The following is a 24,765-nucleotide window of genomic DNA, read 5'->3' on the forward strand; positions in this document are numbered from 1 at the left end:
CTCAGCCTCCGTGACGCGGGTCGAAAACGTCCCGCAGGCCGTCGCCGAGCAGATTGAACGCGAGGCTCACGAGCAGAATTGCCGCCCCGGGGATGGTCGCGGCCCACCATGCGTCGAGCAGCACGTTACGGCCCGACGCGACCATGAAACCCCATTCGGGGCTCGGCGGTTGCGCGCCGAGCCCGAGAAAGCCGAGGCCGGCAACCGTCAGGATGATGCCGGCCATGTCGAGCGTGGCGCGCACGATCACCGAGGACATGCAAAGCGGCATGATGTAGCGCATGAGGATGCGCAGGCCCGATGCACCCTGGAGCCGCGCGGCATGAATGAAGTCGGCGTGCGCGACGCGAATCGTCTCCGCGCGCGCGAGCCGTGCATACGCGGGCCACGCCGTGATCGAAATCGCGACGACGGCGTTGACGACGCCAGGGCCGAGCGCGGCCGCGAAGGCGAGCGCCAGCACGATCTTCGGAAAGGCGAGCGCCACGTCGGTTATGCGCATGAGCACGGTGTCGACGAGGCCGCCCGAGAATCCTGCCGTCGTACCGATGAGGAGCCCGATCGGCACGACGATCAGCACGACGAGGATCGCGATGCCGAGCGTGAGGTGCGAGCCTGCGATGAGCCGGGACAGGATGTCGCGGCCGAGTTGATCGGTGCCGAGCCAATGCGACGGCGAGCCAGGTGGCAGGAGCCGGTCGGCGAGCACTTGGCGCAACGGATCGTGTGGCGCGATGAGCGGGCTGGCGAGTGCCACGGCGATGAGCGCGAGCAGGATACCGAGGCCCAGAAGATTCAGTGGGTTGCCGGCGAAACGGCGCCAGCGCCGGTACGCGAGGCCGAGGCTCGCCTGCGCGCGCGAGCGCGGCGCCTCGGCGAGCAGCCAGGCGCGCAGCGATGGGCGCTCGATATCGAGCGATGGATGATCGGGTGAGGAAGCCATGGCGAATCGAATAGGACGTTGCGTTGAGATGCCGGGCGCTCAGCGCGCGCGCGGATCGAACACGCGGTAAAGCGCATCGGTCAGCAGGTTGATGGTGATGAACATGACGCCGATCACGAGCGTGCAGCCGAGCACGGCGTTCATGTCCGCATTGAGCAGCGCGCCGGTCAGATAGGAGCCGATGCCGGGCCACGCGAATACGATTTCGGTCAGCACCGATCCTTCGAGCAGATTGCTGTAGGTCAGGGCGATGACGGTCAGCAACGGCACGGCGATGTTGCCGAACGCGTGGCGCCAGATGACGCGCCGCTCCGAAAGACCCTTCGCGCGCGCCGTGACGATGTACTCCTGGCTCAATTGATCGAGCATGAACGAGCGTGTCATGCGGCTCAAATACGCGACGGAGTAGTAGCCGAGGATCGCGGCCGGCAGCGCGACATGCGAGAACGCATTGCGAAACACGTCCCATTCGCCGGCGAGCGCGGAATCGACGAGCAGGCTGCCCGTGCGCGGCTCGACCATGCCGTCGTAGAGCGGATCGAGCCGGCCCGGCCCGCCCACCCAATGCAGCCGCGCATAGAAGAGCAACAGACCCATGAGGCCCAGCCAGAACACGGGCACCGAATTGCCGATGAGCCCGACGAAGCGTGCGACATGGTCGATGGGCCGGTTGTGTCGACAGGCGGATGCGACGCCGAGCGGCACGCCGATCGCGATGCCGATGAGCGTCGCGAGTGTGGCGAGCTCGAGCGTCGCGGGGAATACGCGTGCGATATCGTCGAGCACGGGGTTGGCCGTCAGCAGCGAGGTGCCGAGATTGCCGTGCAGGACGTCGCGCACATAGATGAAGAACTGCGCGACGAGCGGTTTGTCGAGGCCCAGGGCCACCCGCTCGGCCGCGTAGGCTTCGGCCGACGCGCGATCGCCGAGAATCGCGAGCACCGGATCGATCGGCACCTTGCGGCCGATGACGAACGTGAGCGCGAGCAGCCCCGCGAAAGTCACGGCGAGCGTCAGGGCCCAGCGCACGAGACGCAGTGCCCAGCGCACACCGGGCCGTCGGGCGGGCAGTGTGCGCAGCGCTTCCCAGGTGGAGACAGGTGTCGACATGTTCGGCTTATGACGCGATTCGATGTTCGAGGGGCGTGCCCCGGCGGTTACTGTTTCTTCAGATTGCGATAGGACACGAGATCGTTGATCGGCCCGACCTCGAGGCCGCTTACGCCCGGTTTCGTGGCCACCTGCGCGACCTTCTCGAACATGATGACGAACGGCGATTGCTTCAGCAGTTCCCCTTGCATGGCTTCGTAACGCTGAGCGCGTTTGGCGGCCGAAGGCTCGGCGAGCGCGGCTTGCGTTTCCTTCGTCAGCTTCGGAATGTCCCACGCATTACGCCATGCCAGCATCTTATAGCTCGACTGATCCGAATTGTCGGGATTCCATGCGAATCCCTGGGCATTGCTGTGTGGATCGATGTAATCAGCCGACCATTCGCCGATATAGATGTCGTGCTGCCGCGACCGGTACTTCGCGAGCGTTTGCTTGTTGTCGCCCGGAATCAGATTTACCTTGATTCCCGCTTGCGCGAAGTTGGCCTGAACGGCTTGTGCGATTTCCGTGTACGGGTAGTCATTGCGAACATCCATCGTCACAGTGAAGCCGTTCGGCACGCCGGCTTTGGCGAGCAGCGCACGCGCCTTGGCTACGTCGAGCCGATAGGGGTTGTCGTTCAGCGTGCCGAGAAAGCCTTCGGGCAGGAACGTCTGATGGACTTTATAAGTCGTCTTCACGACGTGCTGCTGAATGCCCTGATAATCGACGAGCCATTTGAGCGCCTGCTGGACCTCGGGCTTTGCGAGCGTCGGGTTCTTCGTGTTCAGGCCCAGGTAGAGCAGCGTGGCCTGCGGCGACGGCGTCACTTTTGCCCTGCCGCTCTTGACCACGGCCGCGAGGTCGTCGGGGCTCAGATCGCGGGCGGCGTCGACGTCGCCGTTTTCGAGCAGCAGCCGCTGGCTTGCCGCCTCGGGCACATGGCGCAATACGATGCGCTTCATCGCGAGCGGGACACGATAGCCGTCGAAGCGCTGCAGCACGATGCTGTCGCTGGCGGTCCATTTGACGAGCTTGTAGGCGCCCGAGCCCGCTTCGTTCGTCCTGAGCCAGCCATTGCCGTAGTCGTTGCCTTGCGCGTGCGAGAGCAGCAGCTTCTTGTCGAGCACGGACGCGGGCCATGATCCGAGCACGTTGAGCACGAACGTGGGCGCGTACTTCTGATCGGTCTCGATCGAGACGGTCATGTCGTCGAGCTTTTTCACCTTGTCGAGGACGTTCGCCTTCGTCAGCCCGATGCCGGTCAGAACGGCGGCAGGGCCTTTGTCGAGCAGCACCGCGCGCTGGATCGACCAGGCTACGTCGTCGGCCGTGAGCGGATTGCCCGAATGGAATTTGAGGCCCGGACGCAGCTTGAACGTGAACGTGAGGCCGTCCGGGCTCACGTTCCAGGATTGCGCGACATCGCCGTTGAATTTCGAAGGGTTCGCGAGATCCACGCGCACCAGCCGGTCATAAGTGTTGGCGACATACTCTTCGGGCACGAGTTCGTAGATTTCGCCCGGGTCGAGCGTCGTGAACTCGTCGAGCAGCGTGGCCATGACGAACATATCTTTCGGTGTCGCCGCTTGCGCGGTGATTGCGGGAACGGCGGCAACGACGCAAGCGGCGGCCAGCGCTGTCGCAAGCTTGGAAAAGAAGGGATTCATACGCGCTCCATCGATCGGTAATGAAGAAAACACGGTAAAGAAAGAGGCCAGGGCGGCGGCGCGGGGGCTTACATGAGCCGCCATGGGCCGCTTGCTTCGTTGTCGATGACGGGAAGCGCTTGCGAGCCCGGTAATTCGTAATGCCACCATTCGCTTGCGATGTGCATGAACCCCGCCGCGTGCATCAGGCCGAGCAGCAGCAGACGGTTGCACTGAACGCTTGCCGGCAAGCCGGCGTGGAAATGCCCCGACGCGGCCACCATCTCGTCGAAGCCGGTACCCATGTCGAGCGGCTCGCCGCTGCCGTTCAAAAGCGTCAGATCGATTGCGGTGCCGCGGCTGTGATTCGAGCCGCGCCCGAGATCGGCCACGAAATTCGGATCGGGCATGAAGTCCCAGAGAACCTGCTGGGCTTGCGGTGGGCGATACGCATCGTAGACGCGCAGCCGCAGGCCCGCTTGTGCCGCGATCATCACGGCGCGCCGTAACGCCGCCTCGGCTGGCGCGAGCAGCAGGCAGTGCGCGCGGCGATAGATGGGTTTGCCCGTGAGATTGCGGTCGGTCGCGTAGACGAGATCGATTTCAACGTCGTGCGTATCGGGTCTGACTTCGATGAGGCGAGGTTGGGGCATCGTGAATGAGCGGGGAAGACTTCAAGGTTCGAATTGATCGAGTTCGCGTTGCAGCGCGCGATTGCGCGCGACGCGCTCGTCGATCGACGTGCCGAGCCGGTCGACTACCGCGGTGATCAGCAGATTGAAAAGGCAGGTGAGCGGCGCGAGCGAATCCCAGAACTGCCCTACGTCGGTTTTTACCTGGAGCAGATCGCACGGGATCTCGCGGGCCCACGGGCAATAGATGTCCGTGACGAGCGCGAGGCCGATGCCGCGTTCGAGCGCGGCCGAGCAGTACCGGCGCGCGATGCGCGAATAGGCGCGCGTGTCGGTCACGATGCAGTACGGATCGGCGAAACCGGAGTTGAGCGAATCGATGTACGAGCCCGACATACCGTCCGAGTAGAACACGCGCGGGCGCAGGTATTCGAGGTAGCTGTAAAACGCGTTGCTGATACCGCGTGTGGATTGAATGCCGAGAATGAAGACGGCATCCGCGGTGGCGATCCTTGTGGCGATCCGGGCGAACGTTGCGCCGGCGGCGATCTGGTAGGCGTGCCGGATGGCTTCGATCTCGCGCTCGAGTCCGCTGCCGAGCGCCTGCGTCGATGCTCCGGCGTCGGCCGGCACGACGGGGCCGGCGCCGCGGCGATAAGCGTCGAGCCGGTCCGTGATCATCCACGGGCGCTCGGGCGTGCCGCGAATCTCGCGCTTGAGATCGTCCAGATTGCGGTAGCCGATGCTGCGCAGAAAGCGGCCCACCGAGATGCCCGTCGTTCCCGCTTGTTGCGCGATCTCGTCGGCCGTTTCCAGGCCAAGCCGGTCGAGGTTCGCCAGCATGTAGCTCGCTATCCGCTTGGCCGTGGGCGTGAGCGAGGCGAACCGGGCTTCGACGGTCTGCGCGAAGGTCGATGGCATCGAGGGTGGAATGTTAGGTAACTGTCGTTGTCGACTTCAATGTCAGTTATCTAACAAAGCCAAAAAAATGCACGCCAACGATATAAATCTATCGAATCTCAATGTCGATAGGGGCAGTCGAGGGCGTTTGCGACGTGCCGCGCGCGTACTTCCAGCGATGGCCGGCTACGCCTGAGCGAGCACTTCTTGAATGACCTGCTCGAAGGCCTCGGGCGGTTGCCCACCCGTGACCAGATAGCGTTGATTGAAGATGATCGAGGGCACTGACTGAATGCCCAACGCCTGAAGCTCTTGTTCCTGCGCGCGGACTTCATCGCCATAGCGGCCGCTCTCGAGTACCTCGCGTGCTTCGTCGGCATCGAGGCCCACCGAGCGCGCCGCCTCCACGAGCACCCCGAAATTGCTTGGGTCCTTGCCGTCGGAGTGATAAGCGTGCAGCAGCGCGAGCTTCAACGCCATCTGCTTGCCCTCGATGCCGGCCCAATGCAAAAGGCGGTGCCCGTCGAACGTGTTGTAGACATGCGTACGGGGCCCGAACGCGAACCCGACGTTGTCTCCCCGCTCGCGGATCATTTCCTGCGTCTCGGCGATCTCAGCCGGCGTGCGGCCGTATTTTTTGCCGAGATACTCGACGATGGTTTCGCCTCCGGGCCCCATCTGCGGATTGAGTTCGAACGGATGCATGACGATCTCGGCGTCCACCGCATCGCCAAGACGAGCGAGCGCTTGCTGCAGCGACGAGAGGCCGATCGCACACCAGGGGCAGGCGATATCCGAAACGAAATCGATGCGAAGAGGTTGTGTCATTGCATTGCCGGGTGAGAAGTGGGACTGCCGGCGCGGGCGCACGGGCTGCGCACAGGGTAGCCCAAATCGATCGGCTCTGCAGCGCGCCGCGCCTTCGAGTCGGGCGCTCGACAGGCAGCGGCGAGCGCGGAAAAACGCGGCATTGCCGCTGTTACGGCGTGTGACCGTAGAGCGGCACGATGTTCGCTTCGAGCATGGCGATCGCCTGAATAGCCAGTTGAGACAGCGGATGCTTGCGGCTGGTCGCGATGGCGAGGCGGCTATACAGCGTGGGCTCGGTGATGCGAATGACCTTGAAGCGGCGCTTGAGGGCATCGCTGATGGTGGCATTGAGCGAAAGTACCGCGTAGCCGATGCCCTCGCTCACGAGGTCGAGAATCGATGTGACGGCGTCCACTTCGAGTTCGATGCGCAGGCGCACGCCCTGTTCGGCCGCGGCCGATTCCACCATGCGTCTGATTGCATGCATGCGTCCGGGAATGACGAGCGGATAACGGGCGATCTGCCGCAGCGGAATCTCGGCGATCTGTTCGGGCAGCGTCTGATTCGACGCACCGTTATCCGCGCCGATCAAAAACAGTTCCTCGGTAAAGACGGTTCGTTTATCGATCGAGGGCGTATCGAACGTGTCGTAAAGCACGGCAGCATCGATGCGGCCCATCATCAACCACTCGATCAGATAAGTCGAGAGCCCCTGTGCCACGGAAATCGTCGCGCCCGGAAACGCGGTTCTGAAGCGCCGCACGAGTTCGTGCGTGGCCACGCTGGCGAAGCTCGGCGTAATGCCGATGCCGAAATGTCCCCCGAGCGCGCCGCGCAATTCGTCGAGATCCTGCGAGGCACGCTGAACCTGCTGCAGGATCCCTTTTGCATGCGAAAGCATTCGCTGGCCCGCGGGCGTGAGCGTGACGCCGCGGCCATTGCGTTCGAGCAGCGTGTGGCGCAACTCGACTTCGAGATGCCGCACGAGGCGGCTCAACGCCGGCTGGTTCGTATCGAGCGTGATCGCGGCACGTGTAAAGCTGCCAAGTTCGGCCACGTGCACGAAGGCCTCGAGCTGTTTGATCTCCATTGGCGTGATATGTGAAATTCGCATAGCAGCTAGTTGGGTATGGCGATTGTAGCGGGGCGGCGCTGCAATCACAATTCGCCTCATGCCTTGCGCGCCGCACGAAGCGGCGCCGACCGATGACCGAAGAAAGAGACGCCTGTCCGATGAAATCCTGCTTGCCTCCCGATCCTCATCCTGTTCGCCCGAGCCATGTTTTGCCAGCCGGCGCTTGCGATGCGCACTGCCATGTATTCGGGCCAGCCGATGTTTTTCCTTATGCGGCGGATCGCAGCTATACGCCGCCCGATGCACCTTATGAGCGGCTGACCGCATTGCACGACCACCTCGGACTGAGCCGCGGCGTGATCGTGCAGGCGAGTTGCCACGGTACGGACAACCGTGCAATGCTCGACGCGATTGCGCGGGGCAACGGGCGCTACAAAGGCGTGGCGATTGTGGACGGCGACGTGACCGACGAGCAATTGGCCGTTCTCCATGCCGGCGGCGTGCGCGGCGTGCGTTTCAATTTCGTCGCCCATCTTGGCGGCGCGCCGGATCTCGACGTATTCGACCGCGTGCTCGAACGCATTCAGCGTCTGAGCTGGCACGTCGTGCTGCACCTCGATGCGCAGGACATTCTTGCCTATGCGGAGCGTATCGAGCGGATCGAAGTGCCTTTCGTCATCGATCACATGGGACGCATCCGGGCCGAAGCGGGCCTCGATCAAGCGCCCTTCAGGCAACTGCTCGAACTGATGCGCAATCCGCTCGCATGGGTGAAGGTGTGCGGCGCGGAGCGCGTGTCCGCAGGCCGCCGGCCCTTCCATGACGCCGCACCGTTCGCGCGCACGCTGATCGAGGCCGCACCCGATCGTGTGCTGTGGGGCACCGACTGGCCTCATCCGAACATCAGCAAGGACATGCCGAACGACGGCGAACTCGTGGACTTGTTGTTCCGGTTCTGCCCCGATGCGACGCTGCGAGAAAAACTGCTCGTCGCGAACCCCGCGCGGCTATACGGGTTCTGAGCGGTCCTCGACAGTATTCGAACTGCCGCGCACGATGGCAGACAGACGATTCGACGCAATACAGGAGACAAGCAATGATCGAGAAGCAGCGCCCGCCCGCTCGCCCGGGAGCCGGCTCATGAACGAGGCTGCCGTGATGATGTCCACGCCACGAGGGGGGCGAAAGCCGTTTTATCGCACGCTTTATTTCCACGTTCTGGTGGCGATCGTGCTCGGCGTGATCCTCGGGCATTTCGCGCCCTCGCTCGCGGTGAAGATGAAGCCGCTCGGCGATGCCTTCATCAAGCTGATCAAGATGGTGATCGGGCCAATCATCTTTTGCACGGTCGTGACCGGCATTGCAGGCATGGGCGATATGAAGAAGGTCGGCCGCGTGGGCGGCAAGGCCCTGCTTTATTTCGAGGTGGTGTCGACATTCTCGCTCGTCGTCGGTCTCGTGGCCGGACATCTGTTTCGCCCCGGCGCTGGCTTCAACCTGAACCCAGCGGCGATCGATACGAAAGCGCTGGCAGGCTATACCACCGCTGCCCAGCATCAAAATACAGTCGATTTTCTTTTGCATATCGTTCCGGATACGTTCGCCAGTGCATTCTCCACAGGCAACGTGCTGCAGATCCTGCTGATTTCCGTACTGTTCGGCGCCGCGCTGGCCGCGCTCGGCGAACGCGGAAAGGCGCTGGCCGGCATCATCGACCAGTTTGCGCACACGTGCTTCGGTATCGTGCACATCATCATGAAGGTGGCCGCGATCGGCGCATTCGGATCGATTGCCTTCACGATCGGCACGTATGGAATCGGCGCGGTACTGCCTTTGCTGAAGCTGATCGGCTCGTTTTATCTGACACTCGTCGTCTTCGTGTTCCTCGTGCTCGGCGCGATCTCACGCGCGCTCGGGTTCAGCATCGTGCGATTCATGAGCTACATCCGCGAAGAGATTCTCATCGTGCTGGGCACGAGTTCTTCGGAAGCGGCGCTGCCGCAAATGCTCGAGAAGCTCGAGCGGCTCGGGTGTTCGAAGTCGGTAGTCGGGCTTGTCATTCCGGCGGGCTATTCGTTCAATCTCGACGGCACCAATATCTATCTGACGATGGCCGTGCTTTTCATCGCTCAGGCATTCAACGTCGAATTGAGCCTGACCCAGCAACTCACGCTCGTGGGGGTAGCGATGCTGACCTCGAAGGGCGCGAGCGGCGTGGCGGGCGCGGCGTTCGTGATGCTGACCTCCACCTTGCTCGTCTTTCCGCTGATTCCTGTCTCGGGAATGGTGCTGATTCTCGGCATTCATCGTTTCATGGGAACCGGGCTTGCGATCGTCAACACGATCGGCAATGGCGTGGCAACGCTGGCCATCTCTGCCTGGGAGCGCGAACTGGATCGCGCCAAGCTGAACGCAGCCATGTCGCGCCGCCGTTCCGGCTGAGCCCATAAAACGGCTCGCACCAATTCGAGTTCGTACGAGCCGATTTGTAGAAAAAACCTGACGTGCCCGAAGTTCCGCGTGTGTTGCGCACGCGGAAGTGGCGGCGCTCGTTCATGAATATTCATAAAACCATCGGAGACAAGAGCATGTCGTACCAACACGCTGAGGTATCGCGTCGCGCTTTCGTTTGTGCCGCCGCCATCGGCGCCGCGTGCCTGGCGGTCGCGAGCGGCGGCGCGCGCGCCGACGATGTATCGGGCGCCACGGCTGGCGCGACGGCGCCGAATTCCTACGTGCAGATGTATGGGCTCATTGGCATGTATGTCGCGCGTTCGAAACTCAGTACGAGCAGCGCGAGCACGATCCAGGAGGGCGGCGGCGGCATGACGACCTCGTTTTGGGGCGTTCGTGGGCGGGAAGACCTCGGCGGCGGCAACGCGGTGATTTTCGCGTTGGAGAGTTTCTTCAGGCCGAACACGGGGCAGATGGGCCGCAACACCACCGATGGATTCTTCTCGCGCAACGCGTACGTGGGCCTGAGCAGCCCATATGGGACGTTCAAGATCGGGGAGCAGACGAATCCGACCTACATCAATCAGCAACTCGTCAATCCGCTTGGTTCGTCGGTCGTCTTTTCGCCGTTGATCGTGCAGTCGTATACGGCAAGCTACAACAACACGGAGATCGGCGATACAGTCTGGCGAAACGCAGTCGAGTACGTGTCGCCCCGATATCTGGGGCTTACCGGAACCGTGATGTATGGCGTGAGCAGTACGACGGGACACCAGGGGCACGATAACGTCGGTATCCATCTGAATTACGCAAACGGGCCGTTCCTGGCGGTTTTTTCGGCGCAGCGCGTGCGCACGGCGGCGGTTGCGCTGACAACAGGACAGTATCTGTATCTGGTGGGCGCTTCATACGACGCGAAGGTCGTGAAGCTCTACGGGGCGGCTCAGATGACGAGCGATACAGCGGTCCAAACGGGCTCGCATACGTACGAACTCGGTGTGTCCGTGCCGCTGTCGCCCTCGAATATGATTCTTGCGGAATGGGCCCGTACCAGGCACAGTGCGCCGCTCGATGCCAGCAGCGTTCGGAACACAGGAACGATTGCCTATGACCATCTGTTGTCGAAGCGCACCTACGTCTATGCCGTCTACTCGTACGACAAGCTGAGCGGCAGCCCTTCGGGCAGCACCGTAGGCGTGGGCATTCAGCATACGTTCTAGCTGCCACTTCCGGCCTGTGGGCCGCACGTCTCGCTGCGGGATCGGCCGGACCTATAAGAACTCGCAGGATCGCGCCCCTCGTGCCTGATATAGGCTGACGGAGCGTCGTTCGGCATCCGCATCTGGCCGATTACGCGACGTTCTCACTATCGAAGGAGACCGAGATGGCAGTCAGAGACGTGCTGATTGTGGTGGATGCCCAGCGTATCGTTCAGAGCTATGGCAGGAACGATGCGGGGCGGACCGGTGAATACGTCCCGCTGGGGCAGGGTGGAGAAGGGCAAGGGTTTGTTTATATGTTTGCGACATACAGCGACGCCCGAGGGGAGGGGAGTTCGGAACTCGATATCGGGGCGAACGCGGGCGACACGATCCGATGGAGAATGGCCTCGATATCGGAAGGAAACAACTACAGTTGTTTCATGACGCATTTCGTGTTCACCGGACCTGCGAATTACAGCGAATTTATTACCGAGCCTCAACAAAAATACGAGACCATCAAGACGCTGCAGATCGACAAGAAGGCTCCGATGCTCAGAGGCGTCGTGCCGATAGAACGTGACGATTTCTATTGGGAAGCCACCATGATCAAACCGGGAAGGCTCGTATACCACACGAAGTTCCTCGTTTTTTGTTCGGACGGAGGTGGCACGACCACAGGGGGCGGTGGCGGCAACAACGATCCCTACGGCGGATATCAGTGGGACCCCTTCATCGATTGAACCGGACGGGCCGCAGGGCGACGATCGCGCAAGCGACGTTGCGCGATCGTTTGATTCTCAATGGAGGCGAAATATGGCACTCATCGATGTGCTGATCGTAGTCGATGCGCTGAATATCGTACGAAACTTCCCGCGCAACAACGGCGGGAGAGGACAGAATCCATACGTCTCGCTAGGCGAGGCGTCGAGTCTCAATTACCTCTATATGCTCGCGCCGCGCGTCGATGTCATATCCGACGAAGGGGACGCCGGTATCGATATCAGAGCGAAAGCGGGAGATATCATCCGGTGGCGAATGACGACCATGTCGGAGGGAACCGGGTTCAGCTGCTTCATGACTCATTTCGTGTTTACGTCCGATCCTTATAATTCGCTCACGCCGCCGGAGCAGAAGTATCGAACGGTCACGACGTTGCAGATCGACAAGAATGCGCCGATGCTCAAAGGCGTTGCCCCCATCACGAGGGACGATTTTTACTGGGAATCCACGGTGAAAAACGCGGGCAGAGTTGTTTATCACGGCGAGTTTCTGCTTTTTGCCCCTTCCGACGACTGCGATGGGGGCGGCACGGGCGGCACGGGCGACCCCTACGGCGGATTCCAGTGGGATCCCGCCGTTAACTGAGAACTGAGCGACGACGCGCGCAATATCGTGAAATGCCCCGGGGCGGGGACGCTGAAGACTACAATAGCGAATCTCCGGAACGATTCAGCGGACCTGCCCATGCAGTACGATCACGACCACGAGCATGGTCATTCCCATCCCCATGATCATGACCATGGCCACGCGCATTCCGGCCACCGCCATGGCGGCCAAGGCGCCCACGGGGGGCACGACCATGCGGCGCACGACCCTCTGCACGGTGTAACGGATCAGCGGCGCATCGGCTGGGCCTTTGCCATCATCGCGGCCTTCATGATCGTGGAAGTAGTCGGCGGGCTGCTTTCCGGGTCGCTCGCGCTGTTGGCCGACGCGGGTCATATGATCAGCGATGCGGCCGCGCTCGGTTTCAGCTGGGGGGCCATTCACTTCGGCCGGCGGCCGGCTACCGCACAGCTTTCATACGGCTACAAGCGGCTCGAGATCCTGGCCGCATTCGTCAACGGATGTGCGCTCTTCGTCATTGCCGCCTGGATCTTCGTCGAGGCAATCGCGCGGTTCGCATCCCCGGTTTCGGTCGTCGGAAAAACGATGCTGATCGTCGCCTGCGCGGGGCTCGCCTCGAATGTCGCGGCTTTCCTCGTCCTTCATGGCGGCAATCGCGAGAATCTGAACATGCGCGGCGCATGGCTGCACGTCCTGGGCGACATGCTGGGCTCCGTGGCGGCCGTGGCCGCCGCGGTCGTCATTCTGCTGACCGGCTGGACGCCGATCGATCCGATTCTGTCCATCTTCGTTGCAGCGGTGATCCTCAAGAGTGCTTGGGGCATCGTCAAATCATCCGCGCACATTCTGCTCGAAGGCACGCCCGAAGGTCTGCTCGTAGCCGATATCAAGGCCGATCTCGAGCGCAACGTGCCGGAAGTGCGCGACGCGCACCACATCCATGCGTGGTCCATCACGGCGGAGCAGCACCTCGTGACGCTGCACGTGCACCCGGCGGAGGGCGTGCTTTCCCGCGATGTCGTGATGGCCGTCCGGCGGCGGCTGGCCGAGCGCTTCAGAATCGAGCACGTGACCATCCAAATCGAAGATGACGCCTGCCTCGATACACAGGGGCACGGTAAAGCCGGTACCGGCTCCGGGTGCCATTGATGCTCTCCCTGACCGGCGCATTCGGGGCGGCATATTCGGGGCGTACCGGAGCGCGGCTTTGAACTAGGCGTACTTGTCGCCGACAAGGCCGCGGATGGGATGCGTATCGTAGACGATGATCATTCGCTCGATGAGCCCGCTTTCGTCGAACTCGAAAACGTCGACGCACTCGAACCGCACCGCCGATCCGTCTTTCAGGCCCCAGTCGTACACGAAATAGCCGGTGGCGCGGCGCGCACCTGTCGTGCTGACGCAGATGTCGATCGGTGTGATCGTGCTTTGCCCCGATGCGGCTGCGACTTTTTCGAAGAATGGCGCGGGCTGCATCCAGCCGAGGAATGGCGAATGGATTCGCGCGTCGGGGGCGAAAAGCGCACAGATGGAAGCGGGGTTTCCCCGCTCCAGCTCGGCCAGGTAGGTGCGCACCTGCCGCGTGTATAGTGCTTCCGATGACAAGGCCACGATCGTTCTCCAACGGTTGGTCAGCAACTGTGCTGTTCTGAGATCGCCGTGCAGGCGGTACGGCCACGATAGCGATGCACCGATGACGGAACAATCGAAATATTTTCAACCCGGGCATGCGGGCGATGCATACGCCTTGGCGAATCTCACGCGCGCGTTGCCGCCGCTGGTGGCGCTGCAGGCATTCGTCGCGGCGGCTCGACTTGGCAGCATCAGCAGGGCTGCGGATCATCTATGCCGTACGCAGGGCGCGGTGAGCCGTCAGATCCAGCAGTTGGAGACTCGCAACGCGCGGGGACAGCCGAAGATTCGAGCGCTCGCGGACGTTTTGCTGCAACTTGCGCGGGACGATCGCTCGTAGCCTGCGGCGCGCATTCGCGCACCCATGGAGGGCAGGCGGCAGTCCGTAAGCGCAAGCTGTGGCTGCCGGGTCGGATTTGCTGAAATAATCGTGTTTTCAAATTTTCAAACGTTGGAACCGCAGGGGGAGCAAGGATGGGAAAAGGGCGGATCGAGGCTTTCAGCGACGGCGTCATCGCCATCATCATCACCATCATGGTGCTCGAAATACATGTGCCGACCGCGTTCGATCTCGACGCGCTCAAACCGTTGGCGCCGGTATTTTGCGCTTACGTGTTGAGCTTCATCTATGTCGGCATCTATTGGAACAATCATCATCACATGTTCCATCTCGTGCAGCGTGTCGACGGGCGCGTATTGTGGGCGAATCTTCACTTGCTGTTCTGGCTTTCGCTGCTGCCGGCCGTGACGCATTGGATCGGCGACAGCCACTTGGCGGCATGGCCCGTTGCGCTCTACGGCGGCGTTCTGCTGATGTCAGCCATTGCTTATTTCATTCTGACGCGCGTGTTGCTGCACGTTCAAGGACCGAACTCGACGCTCGCCCGCGCGATAGGGCGCGACATCAAAGGGGGCGTTTCGATTGCGGCATATCTGGCCGGTATGGTGGCGGCATTCGTGGCGCCGGTGATTTCGGTGGTGCTCTATACACTGATGGCGGCGATCTGGCTCGCGCCCGACCGCCGTATCGAGCGCGTGCTCGGGGGGCAATGACCGCCGAGCCGTTCGAGGCGGGGAGCGGCGCGTCGTGCGCGCCGCCTAGCGCGTCGGGGCGGTACGCTCGCGCGCGGTTGGCTCAACCACGGTCGCGAGCAGCAGCAGGCACAGAAGCGCCGTGCCCACCATATACAGAAACACGCTCGTCCAGCTGTAGCGGTCCAGCAGCATGCCGACAGCCAGCGGGGCGCACGCGCCGCCGATCTGGCCGAGGCAGTTGACTATGCCGAATGCGGCTGGATAGGTCGCTTTCGTCGTGAGCCCCATCGGATACGCGGAATACCCTGCGAAGCCGAGGCCGAGCATGAGGCCCGAGGCCATCAGTGTTGCGCCGAGACAGGCGACGCTGGTGGGGGCGTCGACCAGCAGAAGCATCATGGCAACGGTACCGAGTGCGCCCAACATCATCATCGGTTTGCGCCGCCCGCCAAGCAGGCGGTCCGAAACAATGCCGCCGAGCATGTTTCCGGCCACCGCCCCGATGAACGGCGCCGATGCCAGAAATCCCATCTTCACGGAGCCGAAGCCTTTCGCGGTGACAAGGTAAGTGGGAATCCATGACATGAAGATGTTGCTGATGCCGATCATGCAGCCGTAGCCGAGTGCCACGCCGAGCACATTCCACGAGCGGAAGACCTGGCGAATGGTCTCGAGCCGGTCCACTCGTTTCGTGCGGTTGACGACGTCGAGCCAAGCCATTGGCCAAGCCGTTTCGAGGCGCGGCGATTGCGGGCCGCTATGCCTTGAATGGGTGCCGACAGGCGTGTCGTCGACGATGTAACGCCTCTCGGCGGGGGAGCAAAACCGATTTTCGCCCGGTGAGTTCGTTACGAGGGCCATCCAGGCGATCGCGAGCAATATCCCCGGTATCGCGAACACGTAAAAGATCTCGCGCCAACCCCATAGTTCGATCACGACGATGCTGACGGACGGTACGATCAGCGGGCCGAGCTTGGATGCGGCAATCCACAGCGCCGTGGCGGTGCCTTTTTCGCGCGCGGGGAACCAGCGATTGATCACATTCGTACAGCCGATGCCAAGTGGTCCTTCGGACAGCCCAAGGCCGACGCGGTAGGCCTGCAAAAGGAAAACCGAGGACGTCGTACCCATCAGGCCCGTGAAGATCGACGTCAGAATCATGAAAACAGAAAAGAGAAATCCGGCTGTTTTTTCGCTCAGACGTTTATAAACAAGGCCAACCGGTATCTGCACGAAGCCATAGGAGAACGAGAAAAGGCTGACGATCAGGCCAGCCTGCGTATTGGTGATGCCATATTCCTTCTTCAGATATGGCAGGGCAATTCCGAAATTGGCGCGATCGGCACAGGCGATCGCCCAAATACAGAAGATCAGCCCCATCACGACCCAGCGGTGGCGGGTGTATTTCTCCGATAGGGGTTCCGCCTGGGCGGAGGCGACAACGCCATCAGCATTATTCATTCGAATTCCTCCGATCATTCGGCGCCGGAGATTCCGCGCCGCGATGGCGGACGGGCTCTCCGTTGCTCGCGCACGCCGGGATGGACAAGGCTGCGCCGCGTTCGCGCAGCCGTCGAAGCAGGCGTGCGATGGTCAGCAGCCGTTGGCGGCCAGGCTGCCGGCGAAGGTATCAAGGGCGGTATGGTTGCGCGTGCGAACAAACATGCGGGTGCGCGAGCCGATGCGGTTCAGATGCATGGTGGTGTCTCCAATTTGATTGTACGGGTTTGTCTATGCCTTGAATTGTGCGAGCCTGTGGGCCGGGCGTCCAATCCTTTGTCGATATCACCTGATGCCCGAATTGGATCGATCGTGGAATGGTGACGAGATCGATTGTTAAATCGATTGATACAAATTTGGGATTGGACCTGCAATCCGAGAAAGAAGATCATCGGCCGACACCCCAGCGGTATGGGATTACACATCGAATCGCATAACCGTCCATGAAAACTCGACAAGCAGGGAGCCGTATAATTGAAGCCGAACGTTTTGCAGCTTAATCCGATTCTCGTGCCGGCCATCAACAAAGAGCTCGATGAACGATATGTCATGCATCGTCTGTTCGAGCAGAGCGACAAGGATGCCTATCTTCTGGCGCATGGCCCCTCGATCAGGGGCGTGATAACGGGCGGCCATACGGGCATTGCGAACGACCTGATCGCACGCCTTCCCGCACTGGAAGTGATCGCGGTAAATGGTGTGGGGACGGACGCCATCGATCTCGAATTCGCGCGTGCACGCGGCATTCCCGTCACCGGGACATTCGGCGCATTGACTGAAGATGTGGCGGACCTTGCGGTCGGGCTGATGCTTGCCGTGTGCCGCGAGATATGTCCGGGCAACGCGTTCGTGAAGGCTGGGGACTGGCCGAAGAATCCGCACCCAGGTGCGTTGCCGTTGTCTCGTCGATTCAGCGGCAGGCACGTCGGTATCGTCGGCATGGGAAAGGTTGGCCGCGCGATTGCGCAGCGCGTCGCTGCATTCGGTTGCCCCGTGTCCTATACCGACTTGCGTCGCATGGAGGATGTCCCGTACCGATTCGTGGCGGACCTTCTCATGCTCGCGCGCGATTGCGATATGCTCGTGTTGGCCGCTGCCGCCGACAATGCGCAGGGCATCGTGAACGCGGCGGTGCTCGATGCCCTGGGCAAAGACGGTTATCTCGTCAACGTTGCCCGCGGCAAGCTCGTGGTCGAGCGCGATCTGGTGGCGGCCTTGTCCAATGGCGCGATAGCGGGCGCGGGCCTCGACGTGTTCGTCGACGAGCCGAACGTGCCGGTTGAACTCTTCGGTATGGACCGCGTGGTGTTGCAGGCGCATCGCGCCAGCGCCACGGTCGAATCGCGAACGGCGATGGGCGAAATGGTGCTGGCCAGCCTGGCACGGGCATTCGCGGGTGTGCGGCCCGAAGGTAGCCTCACGACATGACGGAGGGCGGCCATCGCCCTGGCACGGGCGGTGGTCGCCCTATAATGGCCGTCCGTCTCCCTTCCTGCCGCTCGAGCATGCTTGACTTCGGACAAATGCGTTGCTTCGTCGCCGCCGCCACGGAGCTGAACTTCAGGCGAGCGGCGGCACTGCTGAACATGACGCAGCCGCCGTTGAGCAGACAGATTCAGTTGTTGGAAGACAATCTCGGGGTCAAGCTCTTCGAGCGGATCGGCCGTACCGTCAAGCTCACGACCGAAGGGCGCGTCTTTCTCGCGGATGCCACGCGCCTGCTCAGCCTTGCGGAGCAAGCGGAGAGTACCGTGCGGCGCGCCAGCAAGGGCAAGACGGGCCGCGTTCGCATCGGCTTCACGGGGGCGGCTGGTTACGAACTGATTCCCGAACTGCTGATCGCGGCGTCGAAGCGGCTGCCCGATGTCGATGTGGTATTGCTCGAACTGATCTCGGTGGCGCAAATCGAGGCGTTCGCCGCGAATACGATCGACCTGGGATTTCTTCGGCCGTTGCCTTCGCGGCAGGGCCTGCAGTTTCTGCTCGTCGACGAGGAGCCGCTCGTCATCGCCTTGCCGAGCGAACATGCATTGTGTCGATGCGAGGGGCCGATTGCGCTCGAATTGCTCGATCGCCAGCCGTTCATCATGCATTCGCCCACGCATGGCAAGTACTTTTACGAGCGTATCCAGGGCATGCTTGCCGCCGTGGGTGTGACGCTCGACGTCGCTCAATATATCGACCAGACACCCACGATTCTGTCGCTCGTTCGGGCGGGCCTGGGCGTTGCGATTCTCCCGGCATCGGCCCGGCGCTTTCGCTATGACAACGTCGAATTCCGGCCGATCGCCAACAGCGTTGTGAGAGCGGAGATGAGCATGGCGTGGCGGACCGATCAGGACAACCCGGCTGTCACGGCTTTCAGGCTCATGGCTGCCGAGCACTTCGCGGGCAACCGCGACAGACTCGAAAGCTGAGCGAGCGGCGCAGCGAGGGGTGCTTCTCGCTTTTTTCATCGCCCTGTTGCCTGTCGCGAGCCGCTGCGCTCACGCGAGTTGCTTGTGAAAAAACGTCGTTCCGCAGAAGGTGCCGTCAGGCATCAGCGCATAGTTGGGGACGACTCCCACACGCTGCCAGCCCGCTCGCTCGTAGAGTTCTTCGGCGGCTCCCCCCGTGACCGTGTCGAGTACCAGCACCGATTTCCCGGCGGCCCGTGCCGCGTCGTCGACGGCCGACATCAATCGCTGGCCGATGCCTTGACGCCTCGCATCGCGGTGAACGAGCATCTTGGCGACATCGGCACGATGCGGTTGATTTTCGGGTTGCGCGATGATGAGTTGCACCGTGCCGACGATGCGCCCCCGATCGTTTTCGGCTACGAGCACAATGCGCTCGCCGAGTGCGACGCCTTCCGCTACGCGCGTCCAGAATGCAACTGCCGTCGCTCGGGATATCGGCAGCATGAAGCTTACCGACGCACCTCCTTCGACGCAGTCGATCAAGACGTCGGCGAGCGCACTGACGCTGGCCTTTGCCTTGTCGGCGTCGATTCGGCGTATGGTGACGTGCGCGCTCATGATGAACTCCATGTGCCACCGGAGAGGGACTTGCTCAGCGCAACGAGATATCGCGCCGGTTTGCGCGAGCAGTTGCGATAAACGATCGGACAATCGAGCTTCATGGCGAGGCAATCGCCCGTTTCGAGGTCCCATCGGTCATTGCCGGCGGTTACTTGCATCCTGCCTTCGATGATCCAGATCTGCTGATGGATATCGGCGTCGCGCAGGCCGGTTTCGTAGGCGACCTGCCGGCCCGGTGGAAACCTGACTTCCACGAGTTGCAGCGGGGATGGGACGTGCGGCGACAGGTTGCGCCGGATGTAGCCCGATTCGGGGTCGGTCCACAACGATTGTTCGCTGAACGACGCGCGTGGCGACGGCTCGGCCGTCGTCGTGCTTTCCGGCTGTTCGAAGAGCGAAGCGAGGGAGACGCCGAGCGCGGTGGCGAGCCGGTCGAGCACGACCGCGGTCGGGCTGCTTTGGCCTCGCTCGATGAGCGAGATGTTCGATCGGCTGACTTTGCTCCGCTCGGCGAGGGCTTCGAGCGACCAGCCTTTCGCGTCCCGCAATTCGCGAATGCGTCGTGCAATGGTATTGTGAATATCCACGTCGTCCAGTTTAATGGAGTTATTTTCCAGTAAACTAGACGCCTGAAATCCCGATGTCAACAGACGAGGCGCGATCGAATGAATCCATCCGAACTCATCGACGAACTGATTGCAGGCATTGCCGATTGGCGCGGTCAGACGTTCGCGCGTGTGCGGCAGGCGATCCTCCAAGCCGACGATGAAATCGTCGAGGAGTGGAAGTGGATGGGCAGCCCGGTATGGTCTCGCGATGGCATTATCGCAGTCGCGAACGCCCACAAGAACAAGGTGAAACTCACTTTCATGCATGGGGCGAGCCTTCCCGATCCCCATAAGCTGTTCAACGCCGGGCTCGAAGGCAATGCACGGCGGGCGATCGATTTCATGGAGGGCGATGCCGTCGACGCGGCTGCCTTGAAAACCCTCGTGCGCGCCGCGATCGAGTTCAATCGGCGCAAGTCGAAAGGCAAGCGAGCAACGTCTGCGCGGCCGGAAGCGGGCAAACGCGGCGAAGCATGAACAGTGGTCCGATCGGTTGACCGGAACTCACGATCGACGGCAGCCAGGAATGTGTCCCATCCACCTCTTTCATGTACGCGGTTTGCCGCGTCGGATTCCTGTCGCCTGAAGCAAAGCGCGGCCGGGCGAGTTTGCTATAGTTCGCGTTTTTCCCGCTGTTTGAAGGATCTGCCATGTTTTCCGCCGCTATCTTCGATATGGACGGCCTGCTTATCGATTCCGAGCGCGCAATCATGAATGCGTGGATTGCGGTAGCGGGAGAACTGGGTGTTACGGTCACCCCGGCCGACTACCTGCCGATCATCGGCAGATCGGCGGCCGAATGCTTCGCGATGTTGACCGATATCGTCGGCGGTGAGGCGATCTTTCGCGAGGCGCAGCCGCGCGTGCGGCACCGGCTCGCCACTTTCGCCGAAATCGAGGGATTTCCGCTCAAGTCGGGTGCGCAGCCTTTGCTGACTAAGTTGGCACAAGCGGGCATTCCGTGCGCGGTGGCGTCTTCGTCTTCGCGCGCTGAAATCGAGTTCCGGCTGGGGCGGGCCGGGGTGCTGCGCTTTTTCGCAGCGATTGCGGGTGGGGACGAAGTGGCGCGCGGCAAGCCCGATCCGGCCGTTTATCGGCTCGCAGCCGACCGGATCCGCGCGCGGCCGGACGAATGCCTCGCATTCGAAGACAGCGACAACGGCGCCCGTGCCGCAACGCGCGCGGGCATTGCCGTGATTACCGTTCCCGATCTCAAGCCCACAAGTGCCGAGATCGCGGCTTTGAGCTTCAAGGTATTGACGCGGCTCGACGACGCCATCGAACACGTTCCAGCGTGGTTCATGCTGCCGGCCGCATCCGCCGCTTAGGGCTGGCGGCACGGCTCGAGCGCGCGGCCCCGTCGCGCCGCGAGCAGGACCTTCGTTTCTTTCACCAGTGCTTTAGCCAGTGCAGGAGGCTCACGTCGATTCGGGCGCCTGATCGGCGAGGCGGCGCGGGTGCCATCGGGCGGAATCGAAGCCGTGCACGAACCATGCTGTGTTTCGGCGCGGGTGGGCGTTCGTGCGGAGAGCGACAATGAAGCGCTACAGGAATTTGAGCGGCCAGTCCGGCGTCGTTGCGTACGAGATCGGCAACGGCTGGATCGCCGTGAAATTCGATGGCGGCGATGTCTATCGTTACACGGCCCGCAGTGCCGGAGCCGAGAATATCAAGCAGATGCAGCGGTTGGCCGAGCGCGGGCAGGGGCTGTCGACATTTATCAGCCGCCACGTAAAAGATCGGTACGAAGACAAATACTGATCGGCCTGCATCACACACAAAATCGCCTCGTTGATTTGCGTCAAATCGAGAAGCTGCGCGCGCGGACATCATGGTCCGGGCGCCCACGCGTTTCCGGGTTGCGCGTGCACGGAGTCCGCCAGGACAAGCCGCCGCGTCTCGGGTCCATTGACTACGAAATCATTGTCGATACCGACGAGAGCGATCGACAGATCGAACTGCTGCATCACAACGTGAAGAAGTACGGCACGGTCTTCAACACCGTCGCACCGGGCACGTCGCTGTCCGACACGATCCGGCGCGCGGCGTAAGCGCCATGCCGTTTCTGCAAGGAGCTTATTCATGAGCAACATCGAGGTCGTGTTGTGCAACCCGGTCCGCACCGCTATCGGAACCTATGGCGGCTCGTTGAAGGACGTGCCGGCACCTGAACTGGGTGCGGTCGCTATCCGCGAAAGTCTCCGGCGGGCCGGACTGGCGCCCGGCAATGTGCAGGCGCTCGTCATGGGGAACGTGATTCAGGCTGGCGTCAAGATGAATCCTGCGCGTCAGGCGGGAATCGCCGGCGGCTTGCCGGTCGAGGTGCCTGCGCTTACCGTCAACCGGGTTTGCGGTTCGGGCGCGCAGGCGATCGTGAGTGCGGCGACGGAAATCATGGCAGGCATGCTCGACTGCGCGATTGCCGGGGGCATGGAGAATATGGACCGGAGCCCCTATCTGTTGATGCAAGGGCGCTGGGGCGCTCGAATGGGCGACGTCGCGATGCTTGACAGCATGCTGACCGACGGACTGAACGATGCCTTCAGCGGACAGCATTCCGGTTGGCATACCGAAGATCTCGTTGCGGAGTGCCGCATCTCACGCGAAGATCAGGACCGCTGGGCGCTGCGCTCGCAGCATCGCTTCGCCGAGGCTCAATCCGCAGGCCATTTCGATGCCGAAATTGCGGCGATCGAGGTTCCGGGCCGCAAGGGGCCTACCGTTTTTTCCAGAGACGAGCACAATCGGCCGGATACGACCGCCGAATCCCTTGCGAAACTTCGCCCGGCTTTCCGCAAGGACGGCACGATCACCGCCGGCAATGCTCCGGGCCTGAACAGCGGTGCGGCTGCGATGATCGTCGCCGAACGTCGCTGGGCAGAACGTCATGACCTCAATCCGATGGCGCGGCTCGTCAGCTATGGCGTGGGTGCCGTGGAGCCCGGTTTTTTCGGGCTGGGGCCCATTCCCGCCGTACGTCAGGCAATGAGCCGCGCGGGCTGGTCTGTCGGCGACGTGGATCGCATGGAGATCAACGAAGCATTCGCTGCAATAGCATTGGCCTGCTTGCGTGAGCTGGGATTTGCCGAAGACATCGTCAATAGCGAGGGCGGTGCGATCGCGCATGGGCATCCGATCGGCGCGACCGGGGCAGTCCTTGCCACCCGCCTCATGCACCAGATGCGGCGCGGTGGGGAGCGGCGCGGCATCGTGACGCTATGCATCGGTGGCGGGCAGGGCATCGCGCTTGCATTGGAGATGCTTTGATCTCGAGGGCTGCGGCGGGCGTTGCAGTGCGGTTCGCATGGGCGGGCTGAAAAGCGCGAAGGCCGGGCGCGCGATGCCGGCGCCCTCGACCGATAGAGCCAGCCACGACGAAGCCGATCATGCCTGCCCGGTCGAAGCGATCGATGCGTCGGTTGCGCAGGCAGGGCTGACGCGTGCCCTTGTGAGTATGCGGATCGGGTTCGGTATCGAAACGCATGCGAAGGCTCATTTGCCGGGCATACTCTGCTGTCGACGCAGCGCCGCACCCGATCTCAGCTGATCGCGATGCGCCTCGGCCCACAGCCACACACTGCAAAACGCCTCACATAAGCTGGCTCCGATTTCGGTCAGTTGATACTCCACGCGCGGCGGCACCTCGGGGTACACCGTGCGTATCAGAAAACCGTCATCTTCCAATTGCCGTAGTGTCTTGGTCAGCATCCGCTGGCTGATTCCGCCCACGAGCTCGCCGATGCGCGTAAAGCGCAGCACGCCGTTCTGGGCAAGCACTTCGAGCACGCACATGGTCCATTTGTCGGCAATGCGTCCGATCACCTGCAGGACTATTTCGTCGATTTCGGGCGTCGACGGCGCACCGTCAGGCGATCGGAATATCACGCGTTTTTCGCCGCCCCGCGTCTTTGCTCGGCGTTTCTCCTTGGTTACCCGAGTGTGCGTAATGGCCATAACAGTGCCTACTTCCTGAAAGAGAGTATTGGAATTATGCTCCTTTCCATCCCCCCTTGGAGGCCATCATGAACGTTACTGGAAACACGATATTGATCACGGGCGGCGGCTCGGGCATCGGCCGCGCATTGGCCGAGGCGTTTCATCGCCTCGGCAACAAGGTCATCGTCGCGGGCCGGCGCGAGGCCGCGCTGCGCGCCGTGGCGCAAGCGAATCCCGGCATCGAGACAGCCGTGCTCGACGTGAGCGATGCCGCTGGAATCGAGCGCTTTGCCGAAAAAGTGGCGCGGGACTATCCTTCGCTCAACGTCGTGCTCAACAATGCCGGCATCATGTCGCTGGAGGACTGGAGCGCGGAGTCCGTCGATATTTCGGTGGCCGAATCGACGATCACGACGAACTTGCTCGCACCGATCCGGCTTACGGCCGCATTGCTGCCGCATCTGAAGAAGCAGGCGCGCTCGACCGTGATGTTCGTCTCGTCAGGCCTCGGGTTTCTCACGCTCGCACCGACGGCGACCTACTGCGCTACGAAAGCGGCCATCCATGCCTTCAGCGATGCACTGCGTTATCAATTGCGCGCGACGTCGGTGGATGTCGTCGAAATCGTGCCGCCTTACGTGCAGACCGAACTGATGGGCGAGCACCAGGCCAGCGACCCGAATGCCATGCCGCTCGCTGAATTCATCGACGAAGTGATGGGCATTCTGAAGACCCAGCCCGACGTGCGCGAAGTGCTCGTCAAGCGTGTATATCCGCTGCGGTTCGCGGCGGAGCAGGGCTATGAGAAGTATCGGGAGCAGTTTCAGACCTTCAATGACCGGTCTGCGTCCGCACTGCCGAAGCAGTGAGCGAACGAGGCGGCGGCGGGCCTTCGTCGCGGGACCGTCGCGGTCTTTGCATGTGGCCGCGCGA

The 24,765-nt window shown here is 62.1% G+C and carries 28 protein-coding genes and 1 pseudogene; 16 read left to right on the forward strand and 13 right to left on the reverse strand.

The features are described 5' to 3' along the window. Window position 1: 1 nt before the first annotated feature. The 7 genes from U0034_RS19900 to U0034_RS19930 form a co-directional block, all read right to left on the reverse strand. Complete coding sequence (locus U0034_RS19900) at window positions 2-943, reverse strand: ABC transporter permease (protein ID WP_085229857.1); 942 nt, start codon at window positions 941-943, stop codon at window positions 2-4. 39 nt (window positions 944-982) lie between these two features. Continuing rightward, complete coding sequence (locus tag U0034_RS19905) at window positions 983-2,053, reverse strand: ABC transporter permease (RefSeq protein ID WP_085229858.1); 1,071 nt, start codon at window positions 2,051-2,053, stop codon at window positions 983-985. 47 nt (window positions 2,054-2,100) lie between these two features. Continuing rightward, on the reverse strand, window positions 2,101-3,702 hold the full coding sequence (locus U0034_RS19910; RefSeq protein ID WP_085229859.1) for an ABC transporter substrate-binding protein: 1,602 nt from the start codon (window positions 3,700-3,702) through the stop codon (window positions 2,101-2,103). Between the two features lie 68 nt (window positions 3,703-3,770). Next, window positions 3,771-4,334, reverse strand: coding sequence for a D-alanyl-D-alanine dipeptidase (ddpX, locus tag U0034_RS19915; protein WP_085229860.1), 564 nt, complete (start codon window positions 4,332-4,334; stop codon window positions 3,771-3,773). Between the two features lie 21 nt (window positions 4,335-4,355). After that, a complete protein-coding gene (sapR, locus tag U0034_RS19920; RefSeq protein ID WP_085229861.1) occupies window positions 4,356-5,234 on the reverse strand; it encodes a sap1 transcriptional regulator SapR in 879 nt (292 codons plus the stop codon). Between the two features lie 165 nt (window positions 5,235-5,399). Beyond that, window positions 5,400-6,041, reverse strand: coding sequence for a DsbA family oxidoreductase (locus U0034_RS19925; protein ID WP_085229862.1), 642 nt, complete (start codon window positions 6,039-6,041; stop codon window positions 5,400-5,402). A 151-nt stretch (window positions 6,042-6,192) separates the two neighbouring features. Further along, a complete protein-coding gene (locus U0034_RS19930; RefSeq protein ID WP_085229863.1) occupies window positions 6,193-7,113 on the reverse strand; it encodes a LysR family transcriptional regulator in 921 nt (306 codons plus the stop codon). A gap of 143 nt (window positions 7,114-7,256) precedes the next feature. Here U0034_RS19930 and U0034_RS19935 point away from each other — a divergent pair, with 143 nt between their 5' ends. The 5 genes from U0034_RS19935 to U0034_RS19955 all read left to right on the forward strand — a co-directional run bounded on the left by U0034_RS19935 (window position 7,257) and on the right by U0034_RS19955 (window position 12,119). Further along, window positions 7,257-8,120, forward strand: a complete 864-nt coding sequence (locus tag U0034_RS19935) for an amidohydrolase family protein (RefSeq protein ID WP_085229907.1) — start codon at window positions 7,257-7,259, stop codon at window positions 8,118-8,120. Between the two features lie 139 nt (window positions 8,121-8,259). Further along, complete coding sequence (locus tag U0034_RS19940; protein WP_233212103.1) at window positions 8,260-9,540, forward strand: dicarboxylate/amino acid:cation symporter; 1,281 nt, start codon at window positions 8,260-8,262, stop codon at window positions 9,538-9,540. 146 nt (window positions 9,541-9,686) lie between these two features. Next, window positions 9,687-10,772: a porin gene (locus U0034_RS19945; protein ID WP_085229908.1), complete on the forward strand. Its 1,086-nt coding sequence runs from the start codon at window positions 9,687-9,689 to the stop codon at window positions 10,770-10,772. 164 nt (window positions 10,773-10,936) lie between these two features. Next, the gene (locus U0034_RS19950; RefSeq protein ID WP_085229865.1) at window positions 10,937-11,494 is read left to right on the forward strand and encodes an AidA/PixA family protein; all 558 of its coding nucleotides are present in this window, start codon (window positions 10,937-10,939) and stop codon (window positions 11,492-11,494) included. Between the two features lie 73 nt (window positions 11,495-11,567). Further along, window positions 11,568-12,119, forward strand: coding sequence for an AidA/PixA family protein (locus U0034_RS19955; protein WP_085229866.1), 552 nt, complete (start codon window positions 11,568-11,570; stop codon window positions 12,117-12,119). 84 nt (window positions 12,120-12,203) lie between these two features. Here the strand turns inward: U0034_RS19955 and U0034_RS19960 are convergent, their stop codons facing one another. Next, window positions 12,204-12,335, reverse strand: a complete 132-nt coding sequence (locus U0034_RS19960) for a hypothetical protein (RefSeq protein ID WP_254902586.1) — start codon at window positions 12,333-12,335, stop codon at window positions 12,204-12,206. A 42-nt stretch (window positions 12,336-12,377) separates the two neighbouring features. Here U0034_RS19960 and U0034_RS19965 point away from each other — a divergent pair, with 42 nt between their 5' ends. After that, on the forward strand, window positions 12,378-13,250 hold the full coding sequence (locus U0034_RS19965; RefSeq protein WP_254902585.1) for a cation diffusion facilitator family transporter: 873 nt from the start codon (window positions 12,378-12,380) through the stop codon (window positions 13,248-13,250). Between the two features lie 63 nt (window positions 13,251-13,313). On the opposite strand, the gene U0034_RS19970 is transcribed toward U0034_RS19965, so the two are convergent. Further along, window positions 13,314-13,712, reverse strand: coding sequence for a nuclear transport factor 2 family protein (locus U0034_RS19970; RefSeq protein WP_085229868.1), 399 nt, complete (start codon window positions 13,710-13,712; stop codon window positions 13,314-13,316). Between the two features lie 82 nt (window positions 13,713-13,794). On the opposite strand from U0034_RS19970, the pseudogene U0034_RS19975 reads away from it, so the two are divergent. Then, window positions 13,795-13,995, forward strand: a pseudogene (locus U0034_RS19975) (LysR family transcriptional regulator); the annotation flags it as partial. Between the two features lie 212 nt (window positions 13,996-14,207). Then, window positions 14,208-14,786 carry a TMEM175 family protein gene (locus U0034_RS19980; protein ID WP_085229869.1) on the forward strand — a complete coding sequence of 193 codons (579 nt, stop codon included), beginning with the start codon at window positions 14,208-14,210 and terminating at the stop codon, window positions 14,784-14,786. Between the two features lie 45 nt (window positions 14,787-14,831). Here U0034_RS19980 and U0034_RS19985 read toward each other — a convergent pair whose 3' ends face one another. Further along, entirely contained in the window at window positions 14,832-16,229 is a 1,398-nt protein-coding gene (locus U0034_RS19985; protein WP_085229870.1) for an MFS transporter, read from the reverse strand. Window positions 16,230-16,742: 513 nt separating this feature from the next. Between U0034_RS19985 and U0034_RS19990 the strand changes: the two genes are divergently transcribed. Then, the gene (locus tag U0034_RS19990) at window positions 16,743-17,696 is read left to right on the forward strand and encodes a 2-hydroxyacid dehydrogenase (RefSeq protein WP_085229871.1); all 954 of its coding nucleotides are present in this window, start codon (window positions 16,743-16,745) and stop codon (window positions 17,694-17,696) included. Between the two features lie 77 nt (window positions 17,697-17,773). Further along, entirely contained in the window at window positions 17,774-18,685 is a 912-nt protein-coding gene (locus U0034_RS19995) for a LysR substrate-binding domain-containing protein (protein WP_085229872.1), read from the forward strand. A gap of 69 nt (window positions 18,686-18,754) precedes the next feature. Here the strand turns inward: U0034_RS19995 and U0034_RS20000 are convergent, their stop codons facing one another. Both U0034_RS20000 and U0034_RS20005 read right to left on the reverse strand, forming a co-directional pair. Beyond that, window positions 18,755-19,285 (reverse strand): GNAT family N-acetyltransferase, encoded by a 531-nt coding sequence (locus tag U0034_RS20000; protein WP_085229909.1) that lies wholly within the window; start codon window positions 19,283-19,285, stop codon window positions 18,755-18,757. Continuing rightward, on the reverse strand, window positions 19,282-19,875 hold the full coding sequence (locus tag U0034_RS20005; RefSeq protein ID WP_085229873.1) for a helix-turn-helix domain-containing protein: 594 nt from the start codon (window positions 19,873-19,875) through the stop codon (window positions 19,282-19,284). The genes U0034_RS20000 and U0034_RS20005 overlap by 4 nt, the downstream gene beginning before the upstream one ends. A 78-nt stretch (window positions 19,876-19,953) precedes the next feature. Between U0034_RS20005 and U0034_RS20010 the strand changes: the two genes are divergently transcribed. From U0034_RS20010 to U0034_RS20030, 5 genes are all read left to right on the forward strand, one after another. Beyond that, window positions 19,954-20,373, forward strand: coding sequence for a DUF1801 domain-containing protein (locus tag U0034_RS20010; RefSeq protein ID WP_085229874.1), 420 nt, complete (start codon window positions 19,954-19,956; stop codon window positions 20,371-20,373). Between the two features lie 173 nt (window positions 20,374-20,546). Continuing rightward, entirely contained in the window at window positions 20,547-21,224 is a 678-nt protein-coding gene (locus tag U0034_RS20015; protein ID WP_085229875.1) for an HAD family hydrolase, read from the forward strand. Window positions 21,225-21,432: 208 nt separating this feature from the next. Next, complete coding sequence (locus U0034_RS20020; RefSeq protein WP_085229876.1) at window positions 21,433-21,657, forward strand: hypothetical protein; 225 nt, start codon at window positions 21,433-21,435, stop codon at window positions 21,655-21,657. Window positions 21,658-21,761: 104 nt separating this feature from the next. Next, a complete protein-coding gene (locus tag U0034_RS20025; protein WP_233212101.1) occupies window positions 21,762-21,947 on the forward strand; it encodes a hypothetical protein in 186 nt (61 codons plus the stop codon). Window positions 21,948-21,978: 31 nt separating this feature from the next. Continuing rightward, on the forward strand, window positions 21,979-23,163 hold the full coding sequence (locus U0034_RS20030; RefSeq protein WP_085229877.1) for a thiolase family protein: 1,185 nt from the start codon (window positions 21,979-21,981) through the stop codon (window positions 23,161-23,163). 225 nt (window positions 23,164-23,388) lie between these two features. On the opposite strand, the gene U0034_RS20035 is transcribed toward U0034_RS20030, so the two are convergent. Continuing rightward, the gene (locus tag U0034_RS20035) at window positions 23,389-23,781 is read right to left on the reverse strand and encodes a winged helix-turn-helix transcriptional regulator (RefSeq protein ID WP_269149714.1); all 393 of its coding nucleotides are present in this window, start codon (window positions 23,779-23,781) and stop codon (window positions 23,389-23,391) included. Window positions 23,782-23,918: 137 nt separating this feature from the next. Here U0034_RS20035 and U0034_RS20040 point away from each other — a divergent pair, with 137 nt between their 5' ends. Then, on the forward strand, window positions 23,919-24,701 hold the full coding sequence (locus tag U0034_RS20040; RefSeq protein WP_085229910.1) for an SDR family oxidoreductase: 783 nt from the start codon (window positions 23,919-23,921) through the stop codon (window positions 24,699-24,701). The last annotated feature ends 64 nt before the right edge of the window (window positions 24,702-24,765 follow it).

The sequence above is a fragment of the Trinickia caryophylli genome (assembly GCF_034424545.1).
GTDB classification, from domain to species: domain Bacteria; phylum Pseudomonadota; class Gammaproteobacteria; order Burkholderiales; family Burkholderiaceae; genus Trinickia; species Trinickia caryophylli.

Excerpts from the sequence above, each read along its gene's own strand:
- U0034_RS19900 (WP_085229857.1), bottom strand. The coding sequence starts at position 943 with ATGGCTTCCTCACCCGATCATCCATCGCTCGATATCGAGCGCCCATCG.
- U0034_RS19905 (WP_085229858.1), bottom strand. The coding sequence starts at position 2,053 with ATGTCGACACCTGTCTCCACCTGGGAAGCGCTGCGCACACTGCCCGCC.
- U0034_RS19910 (WP_085229859.1), bottom strand. The coding sequence starts at position 3,702 with ATGAATCCCTTCTTTTCCAAGCTTGCGACAGCGCTGGCCGCCGCTTGC.
- ddpX (WP_085229860.1), bottom strand. The coding sequence starts at position 4,334 with ATGCCCCAACCTCGCCTCATCGAAGTCAGACCCGATACGCACGACGTT.
- sapR (WP_085229861.1), bottom strand. The coding sequence starts at position 5,234 with ATGCCATCGACCTTCGCGCAGACCGTCGAAGCCCGGTTCGCCTCGCTC.
- U0034_RS19925 (WP_085229862.1), bottom strand. The coding sequence starts at position 6,041 with ATGACACAACCTCTTCGCATCGATTTCGTTTCGGATATCGCCTGCCCC.
- U0034_RS19930 (WP_085229863.1), bottom strand. The coding sequence starts at position 7,113 with ATGGAGATCAAACAGCTCGAGGCCTTCGTGCACGTGGCCGAACTTGGC.
- U0034_RS19935 (WP_085229907.1), top strand. The coding sequence starts at position 7,257 with ATGAAATCCTGCTTGCCTCCCGATCCTCATCCTGTTCGCCCGAGCCAT.
- U0034_RS19940 (WP_233212103.1), top strand. The coding sequence starts at position 8,260 with ATGTCCACGCCACGAGGGGGGCGAAAGCCGTTTTATCGCACGCTTTAT.
- U0034_RS19945 (WP_085229908.1), top strand. The coding sequence starts at position 9,687 with ATGTCGTACCAACACGCTGAGGTATCGCGTCGCGCTTTCGTTTGTGCC.
- U0034_RS19950 (WP_085229865.1), top strand. The coding sequence starts at position 10,937 with ATGGCAGTCAGAGACGTGCTGATTGTGGTGGATGCCCAGCGTATCGTT.
- U0034_RS19955 (WP_085229866.1), top strand. The coding sequence starts at position 11,568 with ATGGCACTCATCGATGTGCTGATCGTAGTCGATGCGCTGAATATCGTA.
- U0034_RS19960 (WP_254902586.1), bottom strand. The coding sequence starts at position 12,335 with ATGGTCGTGCCCCCCGTGGGCGCCTTGGCCGCCATGGCGGTGGCCGGA.
- U0034_RS19980 (WP_085229869.1), top strand. The coding sequence starts at position 14,208 with ATGGGAAAAGGGCGGATCGAGGCTTTCAGCGACGGCGTCATCGCCATC.
- U0034_RS19985 (WP_085229870.1), bottom strand. The coding sequence starts at position 16,229 with ATGAATAATGCTGATGGCGTTGTCGCCTCCGCCCAGGCGGAACCCCTA.
- U0034_RS19995 (WP_085229872.1), top strand. The coding sequence starts at position 17,774 with ATGCTTGACTTCGGACAAATGCGTTGCTTCGTCGCCGCCGCCACGGAG.
- U0034_RS20000 (WP_085229909.1), bottom strand. The coding sequence starts at position 19,285 with ATGAGCGCGCACGTCACCATACGCCGAATCGACGCCGACAAGGCAAAG.
- U0034_RS20010 (WP_085229874.1), top strand. The coding sequence starts at position 19,954 with ATGAATCCATCCGAACTCATCGACGAACTGATTGCAGGCATTGCCGAT.
- U0034_RS20015 (WP_085229875.1), top strand. The coding sequence starts at position 20,547 with ATGTTTTCCGCCGCTATCTTCGATATGGACGGCCTGCTTATCGATTCC.
- U0034_RS20020 (WP_085229876.1), top strand. The coding sequence starts at position 21,433 with ATGAAGCGCTACAGGAATTTGAGCGGCCAGTCCGGCGTCGTTGCGTAC.
- U0034_RS20030 (WP_085229877.1), top strand. The coding sequence starts at position 21,979 with ATGAGCAACATCGAGGTCGTGTTGTGCAACCCGGTCCGCACCGCTATC.
- U0034_RS20040 (WP_085229910.1), top strand. The coding sequence starts at position 23,919 with ATGAACGTTACTGGAAACACGATATTGATCACGGGCGGCGGCTCGGGC.